The 25,021-nt window shown below is 56.8% G+C and carries 20 protein-coding genes; 13 read left to right on the top strand and 7 right to left on the bottom strand.

The features are described 5' to 3' along the window. Positions 1–36: 36 nt before the first annotated feature. The 4 genes from FAES_RS27605 to FAES_RS27590 all read right to left on the bottom strand — a co-directional run bounded on the left by FAES_RS27605 (position 37) and on the right by FAES_RS27590 (position 4,248). Positions 37–2,169 carry a PASTA domain-containing penicillin-binding protein gene (locus FAES_RS27605; protein ID WP_041258444.1) on the bottom strand — a complete coding sequence of 711 codons (2,133 nt, stop codon included), beginning with the start codon at positions 2,167–2,169 and terminating at the stop codon, positions 37–39. A 119-nt stretch (positions 2,170–2,288) separates the two neighbouring features. After that, positions 2,289–2,678, bottom strand: coding sequence for an FtsL-like putative cell division protein (locus FAES_RS27600; protein ID WP_015334504.1), 390 nt, complete (start codon positions 2,676–2,678; stop codon positions 2,289–2,291). A 50-nt stretch (positions 2,679–2,728) separates the two neighbouring features. Further along, positions 2,729–3,664 carry a 16S rRNA (cytosine(1402)-N(4))-methyltransferase RsmH gene (rsmH, locus tag FAES_RS27595; RefSeq protein WP_015334503.1) on the bottom strand — a complete coding sequence of 312 codons (936 nt, stop codon included), beginning with the start codon at positions 3,662–3,664 and terminating at the stop codon, positions 2,729–2,731. A gap of 68 nt (positions 3,665–3,732) precedes the next feature. Further along, the gene (locus FAES_RS27590; protein ID WP_015334502.1) at positions 3,733–4,248 is read right to left on the bottom strand and encodes a hypothetical protein; all 516 of its coding nucleotides are present in this window, start codon (positions 4,246–4,248) and stop codon (positions 3,733–3,735) included. Positions 4,249–4,403: 155 nt separating this feature from the next. Between FAES_RS27590 and FAES_RS27585 the strand changes: the two genes are divergently transcribed. Continuing rightward, positions 4,404–5,666: a TlpA disulfide reductase family protein gene (locus tag FAES_RS27585; protein ID WP_015334501.1), complete on the top strand. Its 1,263-nt coding sequence runs from the start codon at positions 4,404–4,406 to the stop codon at positions 5,664–5,666. A gap of 49 nt (positions 5,667–5,715) precedes the next feature. On the opposite strand, the gene FAES_RS27580 is transcribed toward FAES_RS27585, so the two are convergent. Then, positions 5,716–6,237, bottom strand: coding sequence for a D-glycero-alpha-D-manno-heptose-1,7-bisphosphate 7-phosphatase (locus FAES_RS27580; protein ID WP_015334500.1), 522 nt, complete (start codon positions 6,235–6,237; stop codon positions 5,716–5,718). Positions 6,238–6,406: 169 nt separating this feature from the next. Between FAES_RS27580 and FAES_RS27575 the strand changes: the two genes are divergently transcribed. Beyond that, entirely contained in the window at positions 6,407–7,402 is a 996-nt protein-coding gene (locus FAES_RS27575) for a formylglycine-generating enzyme family protein (RefSeq protein WP_015334499.1), read from the top strand. Positions 7,403–7,413: 11 nt separating this feature from the next. Here the strand turns inward: FAES_RS27575 and FAES_RS27570 are convergent, their stop codons facing one another. Then, complete coding sequence (locus tag FAES_RS27570; RefSeq protein WP_041258443.1) at positions 7,414–8,913, bottom strand: GH3 auxin-responsive promoter family protein; 1,500 nt, start codon at positions 8,911–8,913, stop codon at positions 7,414–7,416. A gap of 326 nt (positions 8,914–9,239) precedes the next feature. Between FAES_RS27570 and atpD the strand changes: the two genes are divergently transcribed. The 5 genes from atpD to FAES_RS27545 all read left to right on the top strand — a co-directional run bounded on the left by atpD (position 9,240) and on the right by FAES_RS27545 (position 14,172). Then, positions 9,240–10,763, top strand: a complete 1,524-nt coding sequence (atpD, locus tag FAES_RS27565; RefSeq protein WP_015334497.1) for a F0F1 ATP synthase subunit beta — start codon at positions 9,240–9,242, stop codon at positions 10,761–10,763. Between the two features lie 109 nt (positions 10,764–10,872). Beyond that, positions 10,873–11,121, top strand: coding sequence for an ATP synthase F1 subunit epsilon (atpC, locus tag FAES_RS27560; RefSeq protein WP_015334496.1), 249 nt, complete (start codon positions 10,873–10,875; stop codon positions 11,119–11,121). Positions 11,122–11,259: 138 nt separating this feature from the next. Beyond that, positions 11,260–11,856, top strand: coding sequence for a YdeI/OmpD-associated family protein (locus FAES_RS27555; protein WP_015334495.1), 597 nt, complete (start codon positions 11,260–11,262; stop codon positions 11,854–11,856). A 101-nt stretch (positions 11,857–11,957) separates the two neighbouring features. Then, positions 11,958–13,046 carry a Kelch repeat-containing protein gene (locus FAES_RS27550; RefSeq protein ID WP_015334494.1) on the top strand — a complete coding sequence of 363 codons (1,089 nt, stop codon included), beginning with the start codon at positions 11,958–11,960 and terminating at the stop codon, positions 13,044–13,046. Positions 13,047–13,245: 199 nt separating this feature from the next. Beyond that, positions 13,246–14,172 carry a YihY/virulence factor BrkB family protein gene (locus tag FAES_RS27545; RefSeq protein WP_041258442.1) on the top strand — a complete coding sequence of 309 codons (927 nt, stop codon included), beginning with the start codon at positions 13,246–13,248 and terminating at the stop codon, positions 14,170–14,172. A 92-nt stretch (positions 14,173–14,264) separates the two neighbouring features. Here the strand turns inward: FAES_RS27545 and FAES_RS27540 are convergent, their stop codons facing one another. Beyond that, the gene (locus tag FAES_RS27540) at positions 14,265–15,017 is read right to left on the bottom strand and encodes a hypothetical protein (RefSeq protein ID WP_015334492.1); all 753 of its coding nucleotides are present in this window, start codon (positions 15,015–15,017) and stop codon (positions 14,265–14,267) included. Positions 15,018–15,106: 89 nt separating this feature from the next. On the opposite strand from FAES_RS27540, the gene prmA reads away from it, so the two are divergent. The 6 genes from prmA to FAES_RS29835 all read left to right on the top strand — a co-directional run bounded on the left by prmA (position 15,107) and on the right by FAES_RS29835 (position 25,019). Beyond that, positions 15,107–15,967 carry a 50S ribosomal protein L11 methyltransferase gene (gene prmA / locus FAES_RS27535; protein WP_041259572.1) on the top strand — a complete coding sequence of 287 codons (861 nt, stop codon included), beginning with the start codon at positions 15,107–15,109 and terminating at the stop codon, positions 15,965–15,967. 95 nt (positions 15,968–16,062) lie between these two features. Beyond that, positions 16,063–21,240 (top strand): hypothetical protein, encoded by a 5,178-nt coding sequence (locus tag FAES_RS27530; protein WP_015334490.1) that lies wholly within the window; start codon positions 16,063–16,065, stop codon positions 21,238–21,240. 67 nt (positions 21,241–21,307) lie between these two features. Continuing rightward, positions 21,308–22,567, top strand: coding sequence for an N-acetylmuramoyl-L-alanine amidase (locus FAES_RS27525; protein WP_015334489.1), 1,260 nt, complete (start codon positions 21,308–21,310; stop codon positions 22,565–22,567). 133 nt (positions 22,568–22,700) lie between these two features. Then, the gene (tssD, locus tag FAES_RS27520) at positions 22,701–23,105 is read left to right on the top strand and encodes a type VI secretion system tube protein TssD (protein ID WP_015334488.1); all 405 of its coding nucleotides are present in this window, start codon (positions 22,701–22,703) and stop codon (positions 23,103–23,105) included. Between the two features lie 33 nt (positions 23,106–23,138). Beyond that, positions 23,139–23,552: a type VI secretion system tube protein TssD gene (tssD, locus tag FAES_RS27515; RefSeq protein WP_015334487.1), complete on the top strand. Its 414-nt coding sequence runs from the start codon at positions 23,139–23,141 to the stop codon at positions 23,550–23,552. A gap of 171 nt (positions 23,553–23,723) precedes the next feature. Next, complete coding sequence (locus FAES_RS29835) at positions 23,724–25,019, top strand: deaminase (protein ID WP_198409040.1); 1,296 nt, start codon at positions 23,724–23,726, stop codon at positions 25,017–25,019. Positions 25,020–25,021: the final 2 nt, after the last annotated feature.

Genomic DNA, 25,021 nt, shown 5'->3' with positions numbered 1-25,021 from the left:
TTACGGCTTTATCGGCAAGATCGATTGCGTCAGGCCTTACTGTAACGTCAGTACGATCTGCCGGTTGTTGGCGAGTGCGATGCCTGGCTCAAGCGATTGCTCCTGTACTTTGCCCCGGCCCTGCACGGCTACGCGCAGCCCCCGGTTTTCGAGCAGGGGCAGGGCGTCGCGCAGGGTGAGGCCGCGTACGTCGGGGATGCGGTCTTTCCGCGCCGGTACGCTCTGCCAGCTACCCCCCTCGCGCCGACGTACCCAGCCTTCGGCGGCGGGCTGACTGTCGAGGTTCAGTTCGGTGCTGATCGTGTGGAGGTCTTCGGCATACCCGGCATTGGCCAGTTGCGGGCTGAACCGGGCGGGGCGCTCGGCACGGCGCGGGCGCATGGGCGCGTGGATGTCGATGTCGTAGCTGTAAATCCGGTCGGCCACTTCTTTAAAGACGGGGGCCGACACGCTACCCGCATAGAGCAGATTGACGTTTTCGCCGTGCGGGTTATCCACCATCGTCAGGATCGTGTATTTGGGGTGGTCGGCGGGGAAATAGCCAATGAATGACGTATAGTACCGCCCTTTTTGGTAAAGCCCGTTGACGATTTTCTGCGCGGTGCCGGTCTTCCCCGCGATCTTGTAATTGGGGTTTCGGATGTTGCGGGCCGTGCCGTGGTCAACAACCCCTTCAAGCATGTTTTTCACCAGCCGGATCGTCTCGGGTTTGGCAATCGGTTCGGGCGCTACATAGGGCGCGGTCTCTTCGATGACTTCACCGGCCAGTTTCACCTGTTTCACCAGCATCGGACGTACCCAGCGCCCATCGTTGGCCACCGCGTTGTAGAACGTCAGCATTTGCAGGGGCGTCAGCTGCATTTCGTAGCCGTACGACATGAAGGTGAGCGACGTTTTGCTCCAGCCTTTCATGTCGGGGTTGCGCATAACGGGGGGCGCCTCGCCGCGCATGTGGATGCCCGTGGGTTTGTTGAGCCGGAACTGCCGCAGGTAGCGACAATACAGGTCGGGACGGCTGTAGAAGTAGCTCGCCATCATCATGTGGATGCCCACGTTCGATGACTTTTCAAACACCTGCTGTGCCGTAATGCTGCCTGACGCGCCGCCTTTCGAGTCGGCCACTTCAACGCCGTGGTAGCGCACGGCCCGGTCGCCGGTGTGAATCATCTTGCCGGGCCAGATGGCTTTTTCTTCCAGCAGGGCCATCATGGTCGCCAGCTTGAAAGTGCTACCCGGATCGGTGCGGCCCGCCAGCGCGTGGTTGAAGTTTTCGACGTACCCACCGTTTTGCCGGGTGAGGTTGGCCAACGCCCGGATTTCGCCCGTCTGTACCTCCATCACGATTACGCTGCCCCGGTCGGCGTTGTAGCGCTCCAACGCGCCTTTCAGCGCGGTTTCGGCAATGTCCTGAAAATTGACGTCGATCGTCGTGTACAGGTCGAGGCCGGGTTCGGGTTTCATGTCGGGGCCATCGTCGACGGGCTTCTTCACGCCGCCAGCCAGTACTTCGACCAGCCCAACGGCGTTTTTACCGGCCAGCGCGGTCTGGAATGAGGCCTCGAGGCCCATTTGCCCCTGTCCGTTTTTCGGGTTCAGGTCGCCCACCGTTCGCAAGGCCATCTGCCCGTAGGGGTGGTAGCGCTCGTAATAGGCCCGCAGCCCACCGCCCCGCGCCGACAGCTTTTTGGTTTTTCGGAAAAAAGGCCATTTCAACAGCTCCTGCCGCTCCTGAAACGACACCCGCCGCCGGTTGAGCAGCAGGTATTTTCGGCCCGATTGGCGCGCGGCCCGCACCAGACTGGTGTATTCGCGGGCCGATTTGTCCCGAAAAATGGCCGACATCACCAGCCCCAGCGAATCGACTTTGGCGTTGAAATAGTCTTCCTTGGCCACACGCGGGTCGATGCCCACTTCGTAGGTTGGGAGCGAGGTTGCCAGCAGACTACCATCGCGGGCGTAGATGTCGCCCCGTTTGGCCCGCAACGTATCCTGCCGGATCTGAAAGCCTTCGATGCGCTGGCTCCAGAGTTTGGCTTCTGTTTCGCCCTTCTTCTTGAAGGTGGCAAAGTATTGCATGTATACCAGCCGACCCAGGATCGCTACGCCCAGCAACACCAGTGCAAAGAAGGCGTGCCGCGATCGGTTCAGGAATTCTTCTTTGATGTTCATGGGAGAGGGTGGAGAATGAATAATGTATAATGAACAATGTATACTGGGTTTGCTAGCCGAACGGATTGACTCATAGCCCATTCATTGTACATTATTCATCATACATCATTCATTTGAAATTACTCATTCACAATTAATTTGATAGGTGGCGTTTGGCTGTCGACGAGGCTGTCGGCGTAGACGCGTTTGCTGATTTCCGATTGTTTGCTGCTACGGGCCAGATCGGCTTCGAGCGTGGTCGCCTGCGCGCGCAACTCGTCGACATCGGTGCGGGTGCGGTGGATGCGCCGTACCAGTCGTTCGGCGTTGTGGTTCAGGCCGATGTAGAGCATCAGCAGCAACGTCACCCACAAAATGCGGTTGATGTTACGAATCGGCCAGGCATTATCGGAGCCGAACAGCCGGTCGAAACCAATCACCTCATTGATCCACGTGGCAATGCGGTTGGGCTTCCGTTTGCGGCGCACCGGCTTGGGCGGCGGCTGGTGTTTGAAGGTGTTGAGGGCCATAGGAAGGGGGATGAAGGAAAGGGAGGAGAATGAAAGAAGGCGAGAAAGGGCTATTCCTTTCGCTTTCCTCCGTCCTCCGCTTTTTCCGCTATTCTCAGCTTGGCGCTGCGGGCGCGGGGGTTGCGGGTAATTTCGTCGGGCGTGGCCTCGATGGGTTTGCGCGTAACGCCGTGCAGCGGTTTGATCTCGTTGCCAAATAGGTCTTTCTCGACCTCACCCGAAAATTTGCCTTTGTTGATGAAGTTCTTCACCAGCCGGTCTTCGAGCGAGTGGTAGCTCATCACCACCAGTCGGCCATTGGGCGCTAGCAGGTCGGGCACTTGTTCCAAAAACTCTTCCAGCACTTTCAACTCATCGTTGACTTCAATGCGAAGCGCCTGGAAGACCTGCGCGAAATACTTGTTCTCCTTGCCCCGTGGCGCACAGCGTTTGAGGGCTTCTTTAAGGTCGTTGATTGTGTTGAGTGGCTGATTGGCGCGGGCCGACGTGATGGCATTGGCAGCCGTGCGGGCGTTGGTCAGTTCGCCATACATGCCCAGAATCCGGTGCAGATCAGCCTCTGGGTACGTGTTCACCACCTGCCGCGCCGTGAGGTCGCCCTGCTGGTTCATGCGCATGTCGAGGTCGGCCTCGAAGCGGGTCGAGAAACCGCGTTCGGGCGTGTCGATCTGGTGCGACGAAATACCCAGATCGGCCAAGATGCCGTCGACCTGTTTCACGCCATACAAGCGCAGATACCGTTTGAGGTTGCGGAAATTAGCCGCAATGAAGGTCAGGCGGGGATCGTTAAGGGCAGCGGCATTGGCGCGCGCATCGGGGTCCTGATCGAAAGCCAGGAGGCGGGCGCCGGGGCCCAGTTCATCGAGAATAGCCCGGCTGTGTCCGCCGCCACCAAACGTCACGTCGACGTAGATGCCGTTGGGTTTCAGCGCAAGGCCGTCTATACATTCAGCCAGCATCACGGGCTGGTGGTAGTCCGTCGTCATTTGTGGGCAGGGTGGGCAACAAAAGCCCTACACAAACTTAACGAAACTGGCCGAATGGCGAACGGAAATTAGCGTGAGGCCGGTGTCATCACGTCCGCTGCTCGTAGACTGCCCGTAATGACGCCGTCCCGACGAAGTTGCCTTACCGTTTCCCCAACGTTGGGCCAACTGCCTCCGGCAGTGACGGCAATCGACTTCCAGAAGGGTTTGTTCGTGGCGAGGTCGGTCATCTCAACTAGAAATTCGCTGTACCCCGTGGCATATTTCCCCGTACCCGATACAAAGTCATTATAAGGCTGGATGGTCAGCATAACCTGACTGTCACACTGCTTTATCTTTTCCCGAACCAGAGAATCTGGGTTGCCGAACGCCAATACGCTGGCTTCAATGGCGCAGACTTCGTACTCGATCGGGAAAGCGGTGAGGTACTGGAAAATATAGTCCCGCTTCTGTAGCGGCACTTTCGATACCACCAAAATCCGGCTAAACTCAGGCAACGTACCGCGATCCGTATTGGTGTTGAATCGGGTCGTTGCACAACCCAGACAAATGGTCAGCAGCAGCAAAGTAGCTATCGTTTTCATAAATGATTCGTTAACAGTATGATTGATGACTAAGGACAGTTACAGGTCGGCAAGGTTTAATCGATTTCCGATCAGCAGGGGCAGGAACGAGCGAATGGCCTTTCTGCGTTGCTATTCCGAACTGCAAAACGGCTCTGTGCCACCGCCATCGACGCATGACTTTCCGATTCAGCTACCTGACGTTTTTCTTTCTTGTGCCTCTTTTGGTGAATTGCCAGTCGGCTCCAGCGCTGAAAACCGGCACCTGGCGCGCCACGCTGCAAACCAGTGGCGGCGAGTTGCCCTTTGGGCTCGACATTCAACCCGCCGCGGAGGCGGGCCGATACACGGTTCATGCCATCAACGGCACCGAACGGCTGGCTATGGACGAGGCCTACGTTCAGAACGATTCGCTCCACATCCCCATGTTGGTGTTTGAATCGGAACTGGTGGGTCGCGTAAACGGTGACCGGATGACGGGCGTCTGGCGGAAACGCCGCACCGGCAATCAGTACCAGATCGTGCCGTTTACGGCGCAGTTTGGGCAGGCTTTTCGGTTTGCGCCGCGCTCAGGTACGTCGGCGGGGCAGTCGGCGTCGCGAACCGTGACGGGCAAATGGCAGACGCTCTTCCGGGCTACCGAGGGCGATACCACCATTGCCGTGGGGGTGTTTTCGCAGCAGAACGGCACCGTGTCAGGTACGTTCCTGACACCCACCGGCGATTACCGCTATCTGGCCGGCAACGTCTTTGGCGACAGCCTGTTTTTGTCGTGTTTCGATGGCACGCATGCGTTTCTGTTCAAAGCCAAATTGACGAAGCCCCAGGCCAGTGCCGAGCAGACCATGACGGGCGTGTTTCATTCGGGGCCAACCTACCGCGAAACCTGGACGGCTCGCCTTGAACCCAATGCCGCCCTGCCCGATCCGGGCAAACTGACGTTTGTGAAACCGGGTCAGGCCTTTATGTTTACGTTTCCCGATGCGCAGGGTAAGATTCTGTCGCTGAACGACCCCCGCTTCAAGGGTAAGGTGACCGTGGTGCAGATTCTGGGTACGTGGTGCCCTAACTGCATGGACGAAACCCGATTCCTGGCGCCTTGGTACGCCAAGAATCGCAGCCGAAAGGTTGAAGTGGTTGGGCTGGCGTTTGAAAAAACGGCTGATCTGACGGAGTCGGGGCCGAAAATCAAGCGGATGGCCGAGCGGTTCGGGGTGACGTACCCCGTTTTGCTGGCTGGCACCAACGACAAGGCCGAAGCGTCAAAAGCCTTACCGGCCCTCAACCGGGTGGTGGCCTTCCCGACGACAATTTTTCTGGATAAAAAAGGGCAGGTGCGCCACATCCATACCGGCTTCTCAGGCCCCGGCACCGGCGCTTATTACGACGAATACGTAGCCGAATTCAACCGGCTAGTGGATAAGTTGGAGCAGGAATAGGGAATCCGTAGAGCCCGCAGCGGCAGGCAGACCGTGCACGGTTTGGGCTCTACGATGCCGTATCCACCACGCGCTTCGACGCGTCGAGCAGGCTTTGCGCTTCCCAATCGCCAACGGCGGGTTGAGTGGGCGTGTGCCGCACATGCACAGTACGAACCCCGACGCGCTTGCCGGCATACATATCACGCGGGGCGTCGCCGATCATCCACGACTGATTAACGTCGATATTATACTTGGCAATCGCTTTTTCGAGCAGCAGCGAATCGGGCTTGCGGGTGAGCGAGCGCGTGTCGTAGTCGGGATGGTGGGGGCTGTAATAGATGTCGTCGATGAGGTGGCCGCACTGTTCCTGCAGGTAGTTGTGGCAGCGCATCACGTCGTCGCGGGTATAGAGGCCCTTGGCAATGCCTGCTTGATTGGTAATGACAATGAGCAGATAGCCAGCCGCTTTCAACTGCCGCAGCCCTTCGACTACGCCATCGGGTATAACAAAATCCTCGACCCGATACACGTAGTCGGTACGGTCTTCATTGAGGACCCCGTCTCGGTCAAGAAAAACACATTTTGCCATAGCCTTAGTTGGTTGGATGTGAATAGGCGCAATTTATGCTAATAATACAATTATTCTGTTAATAAATTGTAATTAAATAAGCAAAATTAGCGTAGTGTCCGTTCGATGAGGTAATTCAGCCTGTGCCGTGTCTTCCCTCAACGAACTAGTGTCCGATAATCATTGCCGCATGAAACGCCTTTTCGCTTTCTTCTTTTATACACTGACCCTTCAACAGGTAACCGCTCAATCGACCGATTTTGCGTCGTATACCCAAATCATCACCGGTAGCAACCAGACGTACCCGATGGTAGCTATCCCCGGCGGCACGTACCTGATGGGTAGCCCCGCCACCGAGAAAGGCCGGAAAGCCGATGAAGGACCGCAGCATAAGGTGACGATCGAACCGTTCTGGATGGGCAAGTTCGAAGTGGTCTGGGACATCTACGATTTGTTTACCACCAAAACCATCGAGAAAGCGATGGCGGCCCGCTACCCCGACGGGGCAGACCTGAGCAAAACCGATGCCACTACCCGGCCGAGTCCATCCTATGTGGATATGTCGTTCGGCATGGGGCGGTCGGGCTATCCGGCCATCAACATGACGCACTACGCCGCGGTCAAGTTTTGTGCCTGGCTCTACGACAAGACGGGACTGTTTTACCGATTGCCCACCGAGGCTGAATGGGAATATGCCTGCCGGGCGGGGAGCACTACGCCTTATTCCTTTGGGGCCGACATGAAGCTGCTGGGGCAATATGCTGTTTATAAGGGTAATAGCGCTGGTAGCTACAAAAAGATCGGCACCAAAAAGCCGAACAAATTCGGCCTGCACGATATGCATGGCAACGTGATGGAGTGGACTCAGGATGAATACGTGGCCGATTATTACGCCAAAGTGGCGAAAGGGACTGTCAACGAGGCGTACGCGCCCCGCACCAAGCTGTACCCCAACAGCGTACGTGGTGGCTCGTGGGACGACGACCCGGCCATTCTGCGCTCGGCTGCCCGCACGCCCTCTGACCCGGCCTGGAAGGTGATCGACCCGCAAAGTCCCAAATCGGACTGGTGGATGACCTCGGCCTCGTTCTGCGGATTCCGCGTGGTCCGGCCCCTCAAAACGCCCCCCATCGAAGAGATTCGCGCTTATTACGACATTAAGCCGATCAAAGATTACGGCTATTGATCGCCAGTCGATTAGCTCGGCTGGATTGCCAATAGCCCGTCGGCCAGCGCGCGGTCGTTGCTGAGGCGGGGGACTTTATTCTGCCCACCCAGCTTGCCCTGGCTTTTCATAAACTGCTGGAACGCGCCGCGTGGCAGGGGGGTGAGCACAAGCGGGCGCAGAATGGCGCCCGTCATCAGGTCTTCGTAATACACGTTCAACTCCGCCAGGCGCGTGTTGAGATCGGTGGCGAAACGGACCGCATCTCTGGGCGGCTGAGCAAACTCGATCAGCCATTCATGGTAGGGTAGGCCTTCGGTGGGCGATACCATTGGGGCCACCGTAAACTCGACGACTTCGGTGCCGGGCTGCTGCTGCATGGCGTATTGGAGCGCCTTCTCGACTTCTTCGCCGATGACGTGTTCGCCAAAGGCCGAGATAAAATGCTTGATCCGCCCAGTTACGAGCAGGCGGTGCGGGTTACAGCTCACAAACTTCACCGTGTCGCCCAGCGAGTAGCCCCACAGGCCGGCGTTGTTGTTGATGATCACGGCGTAATTTTTCCCCAGTTCCACCTCGTCGATGGTCAGGCGGCGCGGGTTTTCCGAGAAATATTCGTCGGCAGGCACGAACTCAAAGAAAATGCCGCTGTCGGCCAGCAGCAGCAGTCCTTCGGCGTCCTGCGTATCCTGATAGGCGATGAATCCCTCCGAGGCTGGGTACGTTTCGATGCTGTCGATGCGCTTGCTGATGCTCTCAAACAGCCGGGCGCGGTACGGTTCGAAGTTGACGCCGCCGTACACGAAGACCGAAAAATCGGGAAACACATCTTTGATGGCTTTGCCGGTGCGCGCCTGAATCCGGTCGAAGTACATCTGCACCCAGGGCGGAATCCCCGAAATCAGCGACATCGGCTGATCAATGGTTTCGTCGATGATGCGGTCGAGTTTAGTTTCCCAGTCGTCGATGGTGTTGGTGTCGTAAGAAGGGAGCTGATTGGAACGTAGGTAGGCCGGGACGTGGTGATTGACGATGCCCGATAGCCGCCCGGTGTAGATACCCGCTTTCTGATCGAGTTCGGGACTGCCCGAGAGGAAGATGAGTTTCTTGTCCAGAAACGCCGAATTGCCGGTTTCTTCCACATAACACAGCAGCGCATCACGGGCCGAGTTGATGTGGTTGGGCAGCGACTCGGCCGTAAGCGGGATGTATTTCGTCCCCGACGTGGTGCCCGATGTCTTGGCGAAATAAGCTGGTTTGCCGGGCCACAAAATATCAGGTTGCCCGTCGGTAACGCGTTCGATGTAGGGCTTCAGCGCCTCATAATCCCGGATGGGCACCGCCTGTCGGAAATCGGCGGCGGTGCGGATGTCGGCAAAATGGTGGTCGCGGCCGAACTGGGTCGTGGCGGCGCGTTTGATCAGGTGTTGTAGCCAACGCTGCTGAGCCTCACCGGGTTGCTCGCGCCACGCCTGCTGCCGCATACGTACCCAACGGGCCAGTGGTTTACTGAAGACTGAACGAATTCCCATACCGCAAAGGTAGCGGCGCGATGCCTTGCGTCTTTCAGGCGCTGGCAACAAATCATGCAGGGTTACCAGGAGGCAGCGGGTTGATGCCTGTTGCGGGCGCACGACCAGACGCGGAGGATTGGCGCACCGGCGTACCGGTCTCTACGTTTTGTCCAAAAATGATTTAATGCCACCTGGGCGGCTGTTTGGCGTAAAAACCTTGCAGACAATTCATTCGGCGCGGCAAGGTGGCCAAAAAGGATTAAAAGCGAGTTGTGTTTTAGCCTGTTTATTCCTACTTTTGCGGCCTGATAGTATAGCTTCAATTTTAAGAACGTCATAAACAAATGATTACGGAAACGGCAGTCAATACGGGTAAGATTACGCAGGTGATCGGCCCGGTTGTGGACGTGAGTTTCGAGGCCGAAGGGTCTCGCATTCCGGCCATCCTCGATGCCCTGAAAGTAACCCGGCCCGATGGTCAGGTCGTTATTCTGGAGTGCCAGCAGCACCTGGGCGAAGATCGCGTTCGCGCCATCGCCATGGACTCGACCGAAGGGTTGCAGCGGGGTATGGAGGTGACTGACCTCGGCGGTCCCATCACCATGCCCATCGGTGACGCCATCAAAGGCCGTCTGTTCAACGTAGTAGGCGAAGCCATCGACGGTCTGGGCTCGCTGCCTAACGAAAAGCGGTCGTCGATCCACCGGGCGGCTCCCCGCTTTGAAGACCTGGCTACGTCAACCGAAGTACTCTACACGGGTATCAAAGTAATTGACCTGCTGGCTCCTTACGTAAAGGGGGGTAAGATCGGTCTGTTCGGTGGTGCTGGTGTGGGCAAAACCGTATTAATTCAGGAACTCATCAACAACATCGCCAAAGCCTACGAAGGTCTGTCGGTGTTTGCGGGTGTGGGCGAACGTACCCGTGAAGGGAACGACCTCATGCGCGAGATGATCGAAGCCGGTATCATCAAATACGGTGATGCGTTCAAGCACAGCATGGAAGAAGGCGGCTGGGACCTCACCAAAGTAGATTACGATGAACTGAAAAAGTCGCAGGCAACCTTCGTGTTCGGTCAGATGAACGAACCGCCGGGAGCCCGTGCCCGCGTAGCCCTGTCGGGTCTGACGGTGGCTGAGTACTTCCGCGATGGCGACGGCGAAGGGCAGGGTCGTGATATCCTGTTCTTTATCGACAACATCTTCCGCTTCACGCAGGCGGGTTCCGAAGTATCCGCGCTGCTTGGCCGGATGCCGTCGGCCGTAGGGTATCAGCCCACGCTGGCCACCGAAATGGGTGCCATGCAGGAGCGGATCACCTCAACCAAGCGTGGTTCGATCACGTCGGTACAGGCTGTATACGTACCTGCCGATGACTTGACTGACCCCGCCCCGGCTACGACCTTTGCTCACCTTGATGCCACCACGGTATTGAGCCGGAAAGTAGCCGAGTTGGGTATCTACCCCGCCGTTGACCCCCTCGACTCGACCTCACGGATTCTGAGCGCCGAGGTACTGGGCGACGCGCACTATGGTACCGCTCAGCGGGTGAAAGAGATTCTGCAACGCTACAAAGAATTGCAGGATATCATCGCCATCCTGGGTCTGGAAGAACTGTCGGAAGACGACAAACTGGTTGTAAGCCGTGCCCGCCGGGTGCAGCGCTTCCTGTCGCAGCCGTTCTTCGTGGCCGAGCAGTTTACCGGCCTGAAAGGCGTACTGGTGAGCATCGAAGACACCATCAAAGGCTTCAACGAGATCATCGACGGTAAATATGACCACCTGCCCGAAGCGGCGTTTAACCTGGTCGGCACCATCGAAGACGCCGTCGTGAAAGGTGAGCGCCTGATCAAAGAAGCAGGACAGTAGAACTGAATGAATAATGTACAATGAACAATGTATAATGGTTGTCGCTACTGAGTAGTGCGCCTATACGAGTGGTCATTGTACATTATTCACTGTACATTATTCATTAGCTATGCAACTCGACATCATAACGCCCGACCGGTCGGTTTTCTCTGGCGAGGCGTCATCGGTAACGTTTCCGGGCTCGGAAGGGCAATTTCAGGTGCTAAACGGCCATGCTCCCTTGGTGAGCACGCTGGATCGTGGGCCGGTGACGATCGTTACGGCAAGTGGACAGCAAACGCTCACGGTCGACGGTGGCGTGGTCGAAGTGCTGCGGAACCGCGTACTGGTACTGGCCGAAGCCGTACTGGCGGCGTAATTATTAAAACCTATAGGGCTGGGCGCCCCCGTCCAAAACCTATAAGGTTTGCCCAAAGGCAGTCTCTGTAAAGAGGCTGCCTTTTTGTTTTTCCGGTACGTTGTCAGGAACTTGCTGAGGGAGTAAACCGAATCACTTATGGTCCATATAGATGGTGTTCAGATCGTTGAGATCAATGACCGTGCGCTATGGCGCCACTGGCTGGCGGCCAACCACACAAGCGCGAAAGGCGTGTGGTTACTGACCAACAAGACAGCCACGGGTAAGGCCCGGCTTAGCTACGCCGAGGCGGTGGAAGAAGCCTTGTGTTTCGGTTGGATCGACAGCAAACCAAGCAAATACGACGAGGGCCGGTCGATGCTCTATTACTCGCCCCGTAAGCCCAAAAGTAACTGGAGTGCGCTGAACAAAACGCGGGTGGCCCGACTGCTCGACGAAGGCCTGATGACACCCGCCGGGCTGAAAATGATTGAATTGGCTCAGCGAACTGGTACGTGGGACGCGCTGAACCCCGTTGATGCGCTGATCATCCCCGACGATCTTCAGGTTGCATTGGCCGAGAATCCACCCGCCGATGTTCATTTTGCTGCTTTTCCTAAATCGGCAAAGCAGGGCATTCTGCAATGGATTCTCAATGCCAAACGACCCGAAACCCGCCAGAACCGCATTATGGAAACGGCCACGCTGGCCGCCCAAAATAAACGCGCGAATCAGTACCAGAAGAAACAAGAGTAGACCGGACAACTATACTCGGTAAACACAAACCTAGATTATGTGCCTTTGAGTGACTTACCTATCCTGACGTTACCGGATGAAGCCCTAAACTCAGGTACGTTATGATTTATCGTTCACTTTTTTTTGTATTGACTATCTCGCTGCTACTAACTGGCTGCGATCACATTCAGGACCCGGCTGCTCAGCCTGGTAGCTGGCAAACGCTCGGCTCCGCTCCGGATATTGGCTATTTTCTCGTAACGCTCAATGGTAAACTGTATGCCGGACAGGCAGCACCGAGCGCAGCAGACCCAACCAGACGAGGTTTCAAACGTCTGGTGTCCATCGATCCGCGTACGGGTGCGATTACCCAGCAAGCAGATCTGCCGGGCGAACCGCTTACTAGTAGCAACTTTTTTGTGGTTAACAACAAGTTATATGCTGCCTTAGGTACGCTGACAGGAACGGAGGACGTGACGGGTATTGAAAAGTATAATCCGAATGTTTACCAGTATGACCCGACTACGGATAGATGGCAGCAGGTTGAGTCGCCCGAGTATCGTTTTCTAGATTTCGCTCGTCTGACGGGGGCTACTACCTTCACATATGGTAATAAGGGAACGCTGCTGTTCGGCACCTATCGCCAATCGAGCCTCACCACAACTACCACTAATGAGCCTTTCTCATACACCGATGGCCTTGGCTGGGGGCGAAGCACGGTGACGATCACGCCAACAGTGCCGATCCCCTACGCCAATGATGACAACTACCGTTATTTCAGCGTATTCCGTCAAGGAGGGTTTGGCTTTGTGCTTAACAATCGTGTTTACACAGGTGGAGGCGAGAAGCTACGTGCGGGACCAGGCATTATATCTGACAGAATCGCCCGCGACATATGGGCGTTCAGGGCTACGGAAACGGTTGATGGCAAAGGGCTTGACTTAGCGTTGGAGGAACGCATCACCACGCCCACTGCCGACATTAACCTGACAAATGCATCGCAGGCTTTCGTACACAATAATAGAGCGTATATTATTGGTAATTTTCGTGAGGGTGGTGGCCTCAATGGTTCGCTGATCTCGTTTACGCCAACGCCCAATGAATGGAAGTTAGTAATGAACTCGCCGCAGAATCTGAGCTATGGTGTGGGGTTAGGCAATAGGCTTTATTTCTTAGCCGGGGGGCAACTGCTGAGCTACGTACCTGAATAACGCTGGGTACGTTCACCGGATTATACCAAGCCCCGCGCTAGCCGTTCCAACTGGTCAGCGTGGGGCTTGTTGATGTAAATCGCGGTGGTGATTTAACAAACGGCGGTGGCGGGGGTTATGCCAACACAGGCCGACTTGTTCGACGGCTGTAGTCTAGCTATCAGGTACGTTGTCGCAAGCGGCAGAAACAGACCGTCAGTTGAAGCGATTCATTCCGTATCTAAGCCTCTTTCGGCAGGCGTTCAGCAACTTCAGCGCCAACGATCCGGTCAGGATGGCGGGTGCCACGGCCTTCTTTGCCTTTTTCGCGTTGCCGTCTATCGTGGTGATTCTCAACAAGGTGCTGGGTACGTTCGTCAACACGCGGCATCATTCCATGAGCCGACAATTATTTGGGCAGTTGGCCGAATTGTTTGGTCCGCAAAGTGCCCGGCAGCTTCAGGATATCTCGCGCCACCTACAGGCTCGCCAAACGGACCGTATCGAATTGACGATCACCATTGTGGTGTTGCTGCTCAGTGCCACGACGTTGTTCGCCGTGGTGAAAAATTCGCTCAATCAGCTCTGGAATGTGAAGGCCACCGCGCGGCACTCGGTGCTTTACGGGCTGAGAGATCGGTTGGTAGCGCTATGCCTTATCCTGGCGTCGGGGTTGCTTTTCCTGTTGTCTGCTACGCTGGTGCAGCGGTTATCGCTACCGATGTATGCGCCCACGACCGTTACCGAAACCTGGGAGTCGATCAGCGAGGTTCCTGGCTTTTTGCGGTTTGTGATCTCGTTCGTGGTGATGGCTGTTTGGTTCGCCATGCTGTTCACCGTCATCCCTGACGTGCGGGTGCCCGCTTCGGCGGTGCGGGTGGGCGCAGGGGTCACGAGCGCTCTTTTTTTGCTGGGTGAATGGACCTTGACCCGGCTGCTGACGTATGGCCAACTCCGTACCTTGCACGGCGGCGCGGGCGCTATCACGCTGGTGCTGCTGTTTGTCTTTTACTGCTCGCTGATCTTTTACTACGGCGCAGCCTTTACCCGGCAATACGCCAAATGGGCTCACGCCGATGTCTCGCCCGGCTCACACGCCGTTGGATACACCATCACCGAAGTGGATGAGGAAAAAGGCGCTGTGTAGGCCCATTTTAGCTAGGCCTCTTCAAGCCTATAAGGTCTGGGCGACCCCGTCTAGGCGACCCCGTCTAAGACCTTATAGGTTTAGCGTTTCCATCAATTGAGTGTCAGCAGCAAGCCAAGGCCTGGTTCCTTACTGGCGGGAGCTATGCGCAGGGTCGATACCGGTCGGATCGAATAGCGATCGGCGGCGCGCCGGAACTGCACCGACGCCCGATGGCTCAGCCACAATGAGGCGACTCCTAGTAGTACTCCGCTGCCCGCCACGGCGGCCCCGATATGGGTGTTCCGTCGGCCGTTGTTGTCCCGGCCAGGGTTGAACACCGTATGATCACGACCTATTGGGCCATGCCGATCCGATAGGGCCAATCCAGCACCAACGCCAATCAGGGCTACACCAGTGCCCCCCGTAATGGCCGACCAAGTACGTAGCGACCGCCCCCGATCAAAGGCCGTCAGTGCGTCGGGTTGACGCTGAAAGGCTTCTTCGGCGTCGCGCATCGAGAGCCGCCGCCCCAGTCCATCCTCGAAATGCCGGTTGAACCAGCGGCTATTGTAGCGCAGTTTATCGAGGCCAGCCTCCGGAGCGGTTGCGTCTGCCGGGCGCGTGGCCGGTGGGTTGCCAAACACATCTTTGGTGCCGTTGGCGTATTTGATCAGGAAAACGTCGCGCAGCGGGGCCGTGTAAATGGGGCCATCGGGGTTGGCGGTTTTGCGGTATTTCAGCTCGGACTGGTTGACTTCCAGCACTTTCGCCGGTATTTCTTCGCCCGAACGGAGCATGATGTTGTCCTGAGCGTAGGTAAGGGTAGTGACCAGCAGACAAGCAAGAATCAGTGTAAAACGCATAGTGATTGGTGAGTAACTGTGAATGTATCTTCGGATACGCCACCTGGCCAATGTTCGTTGCTTTCGGGGCGTCGGCGTACCTTTATTGCATGAATTACATTGAAGTACAACTGACGCTTTCGCCCGATTACGCCGACATCCTGACCGCCGAACTGGCCGAACTGGGCTTTGAATCGTTTGTCGAAACCGACGAAGGCCTGAACGCTTACATCACCGAGGATGCGTTTTTGCCCGATGCGGTCGATGAACTGGTAGCGCGCTACGCCAGCCAGACGCCGATCACGTACCTGACCCAGACGCTGGAAAAGAAAAACTGGAACGCCGAGTGGGAACAGAACTACGAGCCCATCGAGGTACGAACCGAGTCGGGTACGTCGGCGGAGCAATCGGTGCGGGTGCGGGCGTCGTTTCATGAGCCCGATCCGTCGTTTACGTATGATTTGCTCATCAACCCCAAAATGTCGTTCGGGACAGGGCATCATGAGACCACGCACATGATGATGCAGCATCAGCTCGGCCTCGATCATGCGGGCAAGTCGGTGCTGGATGTGGGGAGTGGCACGGGTATCCTGGCCATCCTGGCCATCAAGCTGGGTGCTGCCGATGCGCTGGCGTTCGACATTGAAGAATGGGCCGTGGAGAATGCCATCGAAAACGCCGCGCTGAACGGTTGCGCTGATCAGGTACGCGTGTTTCAGGGGACCATTGCGGGCGTGGAGGCAAACGAACGGTTCGAGATCATTCTGGCCAATATCAACCGGAACGTGCTGCTGGCCGAAATCCCGACGTACGTAACGTACCTGAAACCAGCCGGTCATCTGATGGTGAGTGGTTTCTATGAATTTGACGCGCCCGATATCGTCGCGAAAGCGGCCGAAGCGGGCCTGACGGTGCAGACGCAGCTCACCCGAAATGGCTGGGCGTCGATCCTGTTTCGGCAGTCAATATAACGGGCATAAAAACGTTTAAAGTAGGTGGATCTGTGCGGGCTGCGCGCCAGCTTCCCGGCGCTAGCCATAGCGTTTTGCAACTATTGAGGATACTGATGAAAACTGTACTACATAGTCTATTCCTACTTTGCCTTACCGCCGCTGTCGGGCTGGCGCAGGTAACCAAGCTGTCTGATAAACCCGATCAGTTTCTGCCCGATCTGAAGGCGTTTATGGCAAGGGGTGGCCCGGAGGCCGTGAAAGCCACCGCCGATCTGGAGTCGATCTGGACGGATGGCATGCTGACGCCCGCGCAACGGGAGCGGCTGATGGTGCTGTGTCGGCAGCAGGTGCAGAAGCGCTACCAGCCTACGGCGCAGTTTGTACCCCTGTTTGCGGCCATCTACCATATCATTTACACGGCCAAACCAGCCGTGAACCCGCCCGACATCGACAACCTGTTGACGGTGGCTGAGAAGCAGTTCGCCCAGAACGACCAGAAAGCCTACACGCGCACCGTCGAGGCGATGCGGGCGTTTCTGCAACGGCGTGAACTCTACGCCGCCAAGTACAACAAGACCTTTTTGCTGGGCGGTACCTTCGAGTTCAGGTACGTTGAGCCCGGCACCACCACCGGGCAGGTTAGCTCGACGCAGGCCGCCGTCGACCTGAAAAACGAGGCACAGTCGCGGTTCGACGGCTGGGACGCTCCCGTTGGTATCGATTCGACGCAACCCAAACAGATCGGCGTACTGTATAAGCCTATTCCGCGCCGACCCATTCCGGCGGTAGTTGGTCCCGTCGTGATGGTGTCCAACGCGCATTTGGCCATTGTCGCCAACGGCGATTCGGCGCTGGTCAACAGCACAAGCGGGTATTTCCTGCTTAAAGACGGCATTTGGGTCGGCAAAGGGGGGACGTTCAGTTGGGCGTTGCAGGGGAAAGAAGATCGCTTCGTCACGCTGAGCGACTACAGCATGGTGGCGATGAACCCGCGCATGGTGGCCGACGACGTAACGCTGACCTACGAAAAAGGCAGCAAACCCATTTCGGGCGCGTTTGAATACGTCAGCAAAAAGCGGTACACCAACCGGCCCGACGAATACCCCCGCTTTGCTTCCTACCGCAACAACGAGGTGATTCCCAACCTCGGCGCGGGCATCAGTTACAAGGGCGGGCTGGCGCTGGCAGGGCTGCAACTGATTGGCGCCTCGGCCGATGGTCAACCGGCCGTGCTGACGATTCAGGATCAGAACAAAAAAACGGCGCTGAAGCTCATCAGCCGCAAATTTGAGTTTGTCGACTCGCTCATTACGGCTTCGGCGGTGCAACTGACGGGGTATTTGTACGAAAGCGACTCGCTAACGCACCCCTCCGTTCAGTTCAAGTTTGACAAAACAACCCGCACCGCTTGGTTTAACCGCGTCGACCGCACGGGCTATGGGCGCGTGCCGTTTGCCGACAGCTACCATAAATTCTTCGTGGTGCCCGAGGTAGTGCGCTGGGAAGTAGCCAAACAGAAGATTGAGTTTTACCAGGTTGCGGCCAAACGCGACGTACCCATGCGCATGGAGTCGTTCGACTACTTCCAGCCGGAGCGCTATTCGTCGATCGCCGTCGACTACGGGTTTCATCCCATCCAGATTGTAGCCAATTACATCGCCAAAACGAAGCAGCAGACCTTTCTGGATGACGATATCACCAACTCGGTGCCCAACGTGAACGCTGCCGCGCTGCGCGGTGCCCTCAACCGGATGGTGATGGAGGGCTACCTCGACCGCGACCCGCGTACAGGTACGTTGCGGCTGAGCCGGAAAGGAGCGCTCTACTATTTTGCCTACAACGACAAATCGGACTACGACAATTTCGAGGTCAAGTCGTACTTCAACACCAACGATTCGCTGAAAAACGCGACCATCAACCTCACCGACCCCAAGCGGTATCTGGTGGTGCGGGGCGTCGATCGGTTCACGATCAGCGATTCGCTGAAGCTGTACGGGATGCCCGCCGACAAGACGCTGCGGATTGCCAAAGGGCGGTCGCTGGTGTTTACGGGGCAGATGAAGTCGGGCAACATGCGCTACAACGGCGTCGATCTGGCGTTTGACTACGACAAGTTTGGGCTGAACATGAACAAGATCAACTCGATCACGTTCACGCCGCAGAAACTGGCCGATCAGGGTCGTACCGACGAGATTGGCGGCGACATCAAATACGACAAACCCGGCTCGGTCTTCTTCGCTACCGCCGACAATAAATCGGGCCGGATGAAGGGCAAGAAAACCACGCAGCGGCTGGTGATGCCCGAAGGTATGACGGCCTATTTTGATCAGGAAGACCGGGGCGACCGCCGCTACGACCGGAAGGTGTACTTCAAGATACCGGCCATCGACAACGACAGCGTGGGCAAGGGCGATATTTCGTTCGTAGGTACGTTCCATTCCGGTGGGATCATGCCGCCGTTTCAGGCCGAGCTGAAAACCATGCCCGATCAGACGCTGGGTTTCGTGCACACGCCACCGGCGGGGGGCTACCCGGTCTACGGCTCCAAGTCGAACGTGAAGTTTGCGGGCGACATTACGATGGACAAAAAGGGGTTACAGGCGGCTGGTACGTTGAACCACCTGGCGGCTTCGCTTACCACGAAAGAGCTGCTCTTTATGCCCGACTCGGTGATTGCCAGCGGCGCGACGGGGCAGATCGTGGAGTCGCAGACGACCAAAGTGGCGGCGGCTCCGGCTAAAAAGGGGCAGCGCGTGGTTCGTCAGCCAAGCGTGGCGCAGACCTACTACCCCAACGTGGCGCTCAACGATTTCTCGATGAAGTGGTGGCCCCAGGCCGACAGCATGGTGATTACGACCCAGAAAAACAGCTTCACCTTCTTCAACGCGACGACTAAGCTGGAAGGCAATCTGCTGCTGCGGGCGTCGGGGCTGTTCGGCAACGGGGTGCTGACCCGCACCGATTCAGAAGTCCGTTCGGAGAGTATCAAATTCAACCGAGACGGGTATTCCGCCGACGATGCCAAGTTCCAGATTCTGGCCCTGAACGACGTGAAAGGTGTTGCGCCTAAGCCCGTGCTGGTGGGCACGGCACTCAACGTCGATTTTGACCAGGTGAAAGGGCTGGTTGATCTGGCCACAAACCTCGACAACCGCAGCGTAGAAGATACCCTGCGGCCGAGCATGGAGTTTCCGTACGCGGCCTATAAAACCAACATTAACCGGGCGCAGTGGAACGTCAAAAACAAAACCATCGCCATGCGCGGCGACGTGAAGACGTCGACGTTTACGGCGACGGCTGAGGAGCAGGAAGGCCTGACCTTCAACGCGGGATCGGCGCAGTACGACATCGACAAGATGATGCTCAACGTGGGCGGTGTGCCTTACGTGACCTCGGCCGATGCGCGCATCTATCCCGAAAAAGGACAGGTAACGATACGACGAAACGGCGAGATGATGCCGTTCAAGAATGCCCGGTTGGAGATGGACACGACTACGTTGTTCCACCGCATGAGCAAAGCCAACATTCAGGTGGCGTCGCGGACGCGCTTCACCGGTGATGCCACGTACCTGTTCGCGACGGCAAAAGGCGATACGGCGTCGATCAAGATGGGTAGCTTCGAGTTAAAAGAAGCCAAACCGGACGAGGGGGCTGTCGCAAAGGCGTCGAGCAAACCCGTCGCGGGCCGCAAAGGCAAGCGCGGTGCTGATAAACCGTTGACTACTTATTACACCGTGGCCAGTGCCGACATCGACGAAAATGATAAGCTGATGCTGGCGCCGAAAATGCAGTTTAAAGGAACGGTGCTGGTCAAAGCGCCCGAGAAAGACCTGGCGCTGGATGGGTTTATCAAACCCGCCCTCAAGAAACGCCCGGCGCTCATCAGTGGCTGGATTCCGTTTAAGGAGAAGGTGATCGAAACCATCGAGATTCCGGTCAACGACAAGCTGAAAAACGACGGCGATCAGGTGCTGGTGGCGGGTTTGCAGAGCCGCTACGGTAGCCCCGGTATCTACCCGACGTTCATGTCGCCGAAGGAAGACAACCGCGACGATGACATTTTCCGGGCGGAGGGCTACATGCGCTACGACGAAAAAGACAAAACCTTCCGCATCGGTACCAAATTGGGCACCGAAGGCCTCGGCGACGATTTTGACAACACCTTCCTGTTCAACGACGAGAAGGGCATCATGACGTTCCGGGGCGCGATGAACCTGCTGGCTACCCGCCCCAACCAGTACCTGCTGGCGAGTGGGTCGGCCCGCGCCAACGTCGACAGCAGTACGTACCGGATCAACGCGCTCATGGCGCTAACGTTTGCTATTCCCGAGCCAATCAATACGCTCATTGCCGGCAAGCTGGTCGAAGCCAACCTCGAAGAGCGCAACGACACCCCCGCCGACGACGATCTGAACCGGATCTCCGACAAGATGCTCCCGCTGATTGGCAAAAAAGCCGTTGACGACTACCGCAACCGGGCGCAGAATCAGCACGTGGTGCTGTCGTCGGCTTCGCCCAAGCTGAACACCTCGCTGGTGCTGGCCGATGCGAACCTGCGCTGGTCGGAACTGCATAACGCGTTCTACAGCGTGGGTAAGCTGGGGGTGTCGAACATCCAGACGGCCGACATCAATGCGCAGATGGACGGCTATATCGAGATCCGGAAGGGCGGCAATGGCGATGAACTGAGTCTGTATCTGGCCTCGTCGCCCGACGTGTGGGTGTTCTACGACTACCGCCCCGCTGGCGGCACGGGTGGTCAGCTGGCCATTGTGACGTCGGAACAGGAAATCAACGACCGCATCACGGCGCTGCTGAGAAACAGCAAATCGACCAAAACTAGCCTCGCCATCGTGCCGGGTGACATGGAAGATAAGTCGGCCTTCGTGGAGCGGTACGAGATTCAGTACAAGGTGCGCACTAAGCCCAAAACCGCTCCCAAACCTAAAGCCAAGCCCGCCCCCACCGAGCCGACCGTGGCCAAAGAGGCGGACGGCTTCGGTGGCGAAACCGAGCCGACGTCAGCCCCGACGGCTAAACCGGCTAAAGGCAAAGCCGCCACCAAAGCGACAACGGCGAAAGCTGAGCCTGCCGCCGCTGACGAAGAAGCAACCGACCCAGCGGCTACGCCAACGGCAGAACCCGCTCCCAAAACCAAGGCGACAGGCAAAGGCAAGACGGCGACGGCTAAAACGGAAGCGGCCAAAGGCAAGCCAACGGTCGCCAAGAAAGAACCGCCCAAGCCGAAGGAAGAGAAAAAAGATAAAGAAGACGAGAAGGAAGGCTTCTAGGATTGGGTAGCTTCACGCTTCAGAAAAGGGGCGCAGGTAGTCGACAGGCCATCTGCGCCCCTTCTTTATGCTTCGACTTGACATGCGCTTTTTGTCCATTTTCTGTTGGCTAATGACCTCGGCCGCTCTGGCCCAGACGGTACCGACCGTTGTGCCGGACACCATCGCTCCTGCACCTATACTGGCCGACACCGTGCCGCGTTTTCCCCGGCTGGGCCGCACTACGTCGTCCCTGACGAATCTTTATTACGGAGCCGGTACCGACCGCTTGGGAGGCGCCAAACGCGAAACCCTTGATTCGGGCGTGGTGCTGCGAGTGACGGGTCAGCAAAATAACCTGTATCGGGTGCAGTTGGCTCCCAATCAGACAGCCTACGTACCCACCGAGCAGGTACGTATCGATTCGGCCTCGTTGGTCGCCGCCCAACCCGCCTCGACAACGTACCTGACGGGCAACTGGACGGTTTCGGGCGATTCGCTCTTCGACTACGTAGCCATCCGCCTGCCCGACCGCCTGCCGTACCAGACTCGCCAGGAAGTAGATCCCAACCGCCTTATCCTCGACCTATTTGGGGCCGATGTCAACACCAACTGGATCACGCAACTCAGGTCGGCGCAGATGATCGAGCGCGTCTGGTTTGAAGCGGAGGGCGATGGGCACATTCGGGTTATCGTGGCGTTGAAAGGCCCAAAGCGGGGGCCAGTGCACTGGGGGTATTCGGTATATTACCAGAAAAACACGCTTATGGTCCGGGTACGTCGCCCGCCAGCGGGGCGGTCATTACGAGGGCTGGTGATCGCCGTCGATGCGGGGCATGGCGGTAGTAACACCGGCGCGAGGGGTAGCCAATCGGGCCAACTGGAAAAAGACCTCACCCTCGACGTAGCCCGGCGGCTGGCCACGTACCTGACGCGCGCCGGAGCGCAGGTAGTGCTGGTACGTGATGCCGATACCAATCTGGTGCCATCGGTGCGCATCCGGGCCATGCGGAAGCAATTGCCCCATTTGCTTGTTAGTATCCATTTCAATTCGTCGGGGAATGTGGGGGTGCAGGGGGTAAGTACGTACTACAAACACCTGGGTTTTCGCCCCTGGAGCCAACTGGTACTCGATGAGATGCTACGTCGGCTGCCCGTCCGCGAATTTGGCAACGTGGGCCATTTCAATTTCTTTTTCAACAGCCCTACCGATTACCCCAACCTGTTGGTCGAAGGCCCGTTTCTGAGTAATCGTACGGATGAAGCCCTGATTACCGACCCGGCCTTCCGGCAAAAGCTGGCTCAGGCGATCGGGAAAGGGTTACGGCGGGTACGTCGGTTGAAATGAGGTAGCTACGGTGCCGGTTACGAAAAAGACCCGTTCATTTTGCATCGGTAGATATATATCGTAAGCCGATAGCCGTTACTTTTAGTGTCGGTCGCGCCTGTACGCCAGGCCTTTCAACGCCGCTATCTGCTCCGTGTCATCCTTCAGCGCCTATCTCACTGTTGGTAGTTTTAAAACTTGGGTCAACTCGGTTATTCTGGACATGCATCAGGAGATCGATACCCTGGGTCGCCCGGCTTCGGCAACGTATGGTGGTAAGCTGACGATCTCGTTCAACACCACCGCTGATCCACTGGTTACCAACTGGATGTTCAACCCCGCCAAGCAGTGGAGCGGCACCATCACGTATGTGGATATGGTGGGCGTGACGCTGAAAACCGTATCGTTTCAGAACGCGTTCTGTCTGGATCTACAGGAAGATTTTGATGGCACCAACAACTCTGCTGATATGGTGACAACCATCGTCATTTCACCGGAAAAGCTCAGTATCGGTTCCATCAACCACGATAACCATTGGCCTCCCATCGAAGCCAATTGATATTCATAACCTTCAGGCCAACCCCCTCCTTGTATGGCTGCTTCGTTTGAATCAACGTTTCATATACCGGGCATGGACCCGATGGTGCTGATGCATTGCCATTACCAGTTTAACCAGCCCGATGATGTGCGCGGCCGACCCAACGCCGGGGTACGTAGCGGGCTGATCCGGGTGACGCTGTTGGGTACTGACAACGGTACACTGGCCAGTTGGGGCGTCGATCCGCTGAAGTCGCTGAGTGGTAAAATCGTTTTTAAAGACAGCGAAGGAGGCACGTTAAAGACGCTTCAGTTTTACGATACCTACTGCGTTGAATACCGCGAGGTGTTTGTATCGGGCAGCACCACAGCCGCCTATACCTTTGACCTCGGCCTGACAGCGCGGCGGATCAACCTCAATAACGCCGAACACGATAATATGTGGCTCGACTGGAAACCCGGTCAGTAAGGCTCGACAGATCGTAATTGGGTAGCCGTGTAACAGGTATAACTAGTCAGTATTCGTTGTGATTGATTCACTGGGCTTATGGAATACAAACTGATTCTGTCGGGACCAGTCAACAAACGGACTGTTGAAAACGCCGTTATCGATTGGGTACGTAAGCATCCGCAAGGCGTCATGGCAACGTCTAGTTCGCGTGGGTTGCCTTCGCAGGGCATGCCGGTGCCACAAAACAGGCAGCAGCAGGTACCTGCCCATAGCCCGGCAATGGCGCCGCAACGTACCCAGCCCCGCGTTTACGGCCCTCCGGCACCGGCTGGTTTGGAACAGGCCTTGTCGTCGCACATACGGATGCGGCGTATCAGCGAAATGGGGAAGGGGCAGGTCCATACGTTCATCTACAACGAACGTGAATTGCTGATTGTGCGGCAGGGAAACCTTCACCACCAGTGGGTGCAATTGAAGCACTCATGGGAAACCACGCAGGGGCTTCAGGCCGTGCAGGCGGTTCAGCCTAAACCGGCTAACCTCAGCGAGTGGGACCGGCTTAAACTGGCGATGGCCAGCGGGATTCGGCAATTACCGGGTCAGGTCGTCGAAACGGTGCAGAAGATTATCGACAGCTTGCTTACCTGGCAGGGTATGCTGCTAATCGTGGCCGTTACCGCCATTTTCGTGCTGGGGGGTGAGATTGCGTTGATTCTGATGGGAGCGGTGGCGGTCTACGACCTGCTAATGAACGTGCTGCCCCTGCTGGTGGAGTTTTACCATAAAGCGATAGCCGCCAAAGATCAGGCAGAAATCGACGCCGCAGGTAAGCTCTTCGCGCAGGCTATTCTGCGGGGCGGGCTGGACGTGATCGACATTTTGTTTGCGGGTGGGGCCGTCCGTCGGCTGACCGTGCTGGGTGGCGGGCGCATCACGGCTAGAGCCGTGTGGGTCTACCTGGAAGAGCGTATCGGCCTGCTGGTGGCTCGCTTGCAGAAGGGGGCTGGCAAGTTGCAGCAAGTCATGCGGGAAGCCCAGGAAGCGGCTAGGCAGAAGAAAAATAAAAGTGCAACACTTGCCAAAACACGGCAACAGCATTTCGATGATGTTGCTGCAGAACGAAAACGCCTAAGTTTACCACCAGCGGGATCGGCCACAGATGATGCTACTGTCTCTAAAATTAAGATAGGTAACGATGAATTCTATGGGGCAAATAGCAAGTACCAGAAGCCTAAAACAAAGGTGACTCTAAAGGCAAATGCGCAAACTAAAACACATGCAGAGGCAGAGGCCGTCCAAAAGGCAATAAATGCAGGCAAAAAAGGTACAGCCAAAGAGGCTGAAATGTGGGTTGATCGGGATGCTTGTGATGCCTGCGGAAAATACAACGGCATTGGGTCGCTGGCTAGAGAACTTGGGGTAGAGAAAATAACAGTACATTCGCCTAGCGGAACTAAGGTTTACTACCCCCCTAAAGCAAAATAATC

Origin of the sequence: Fibrella aestuarina BUZ 2, from assembly GCF_000331105.1 — a bacterium.
Taxonomy (GTDB): Bacteria; Bacteroidota; Bacteroidia; order Cytophagales; family Spirosomataceae; genus Fibrella; species Fibrella aestuarina.
The sequence above is the reverse complement of the archived record's forward strand: the minus strand, read 5'-3'. Positions and strand labels throughout refer to the sequence as shown.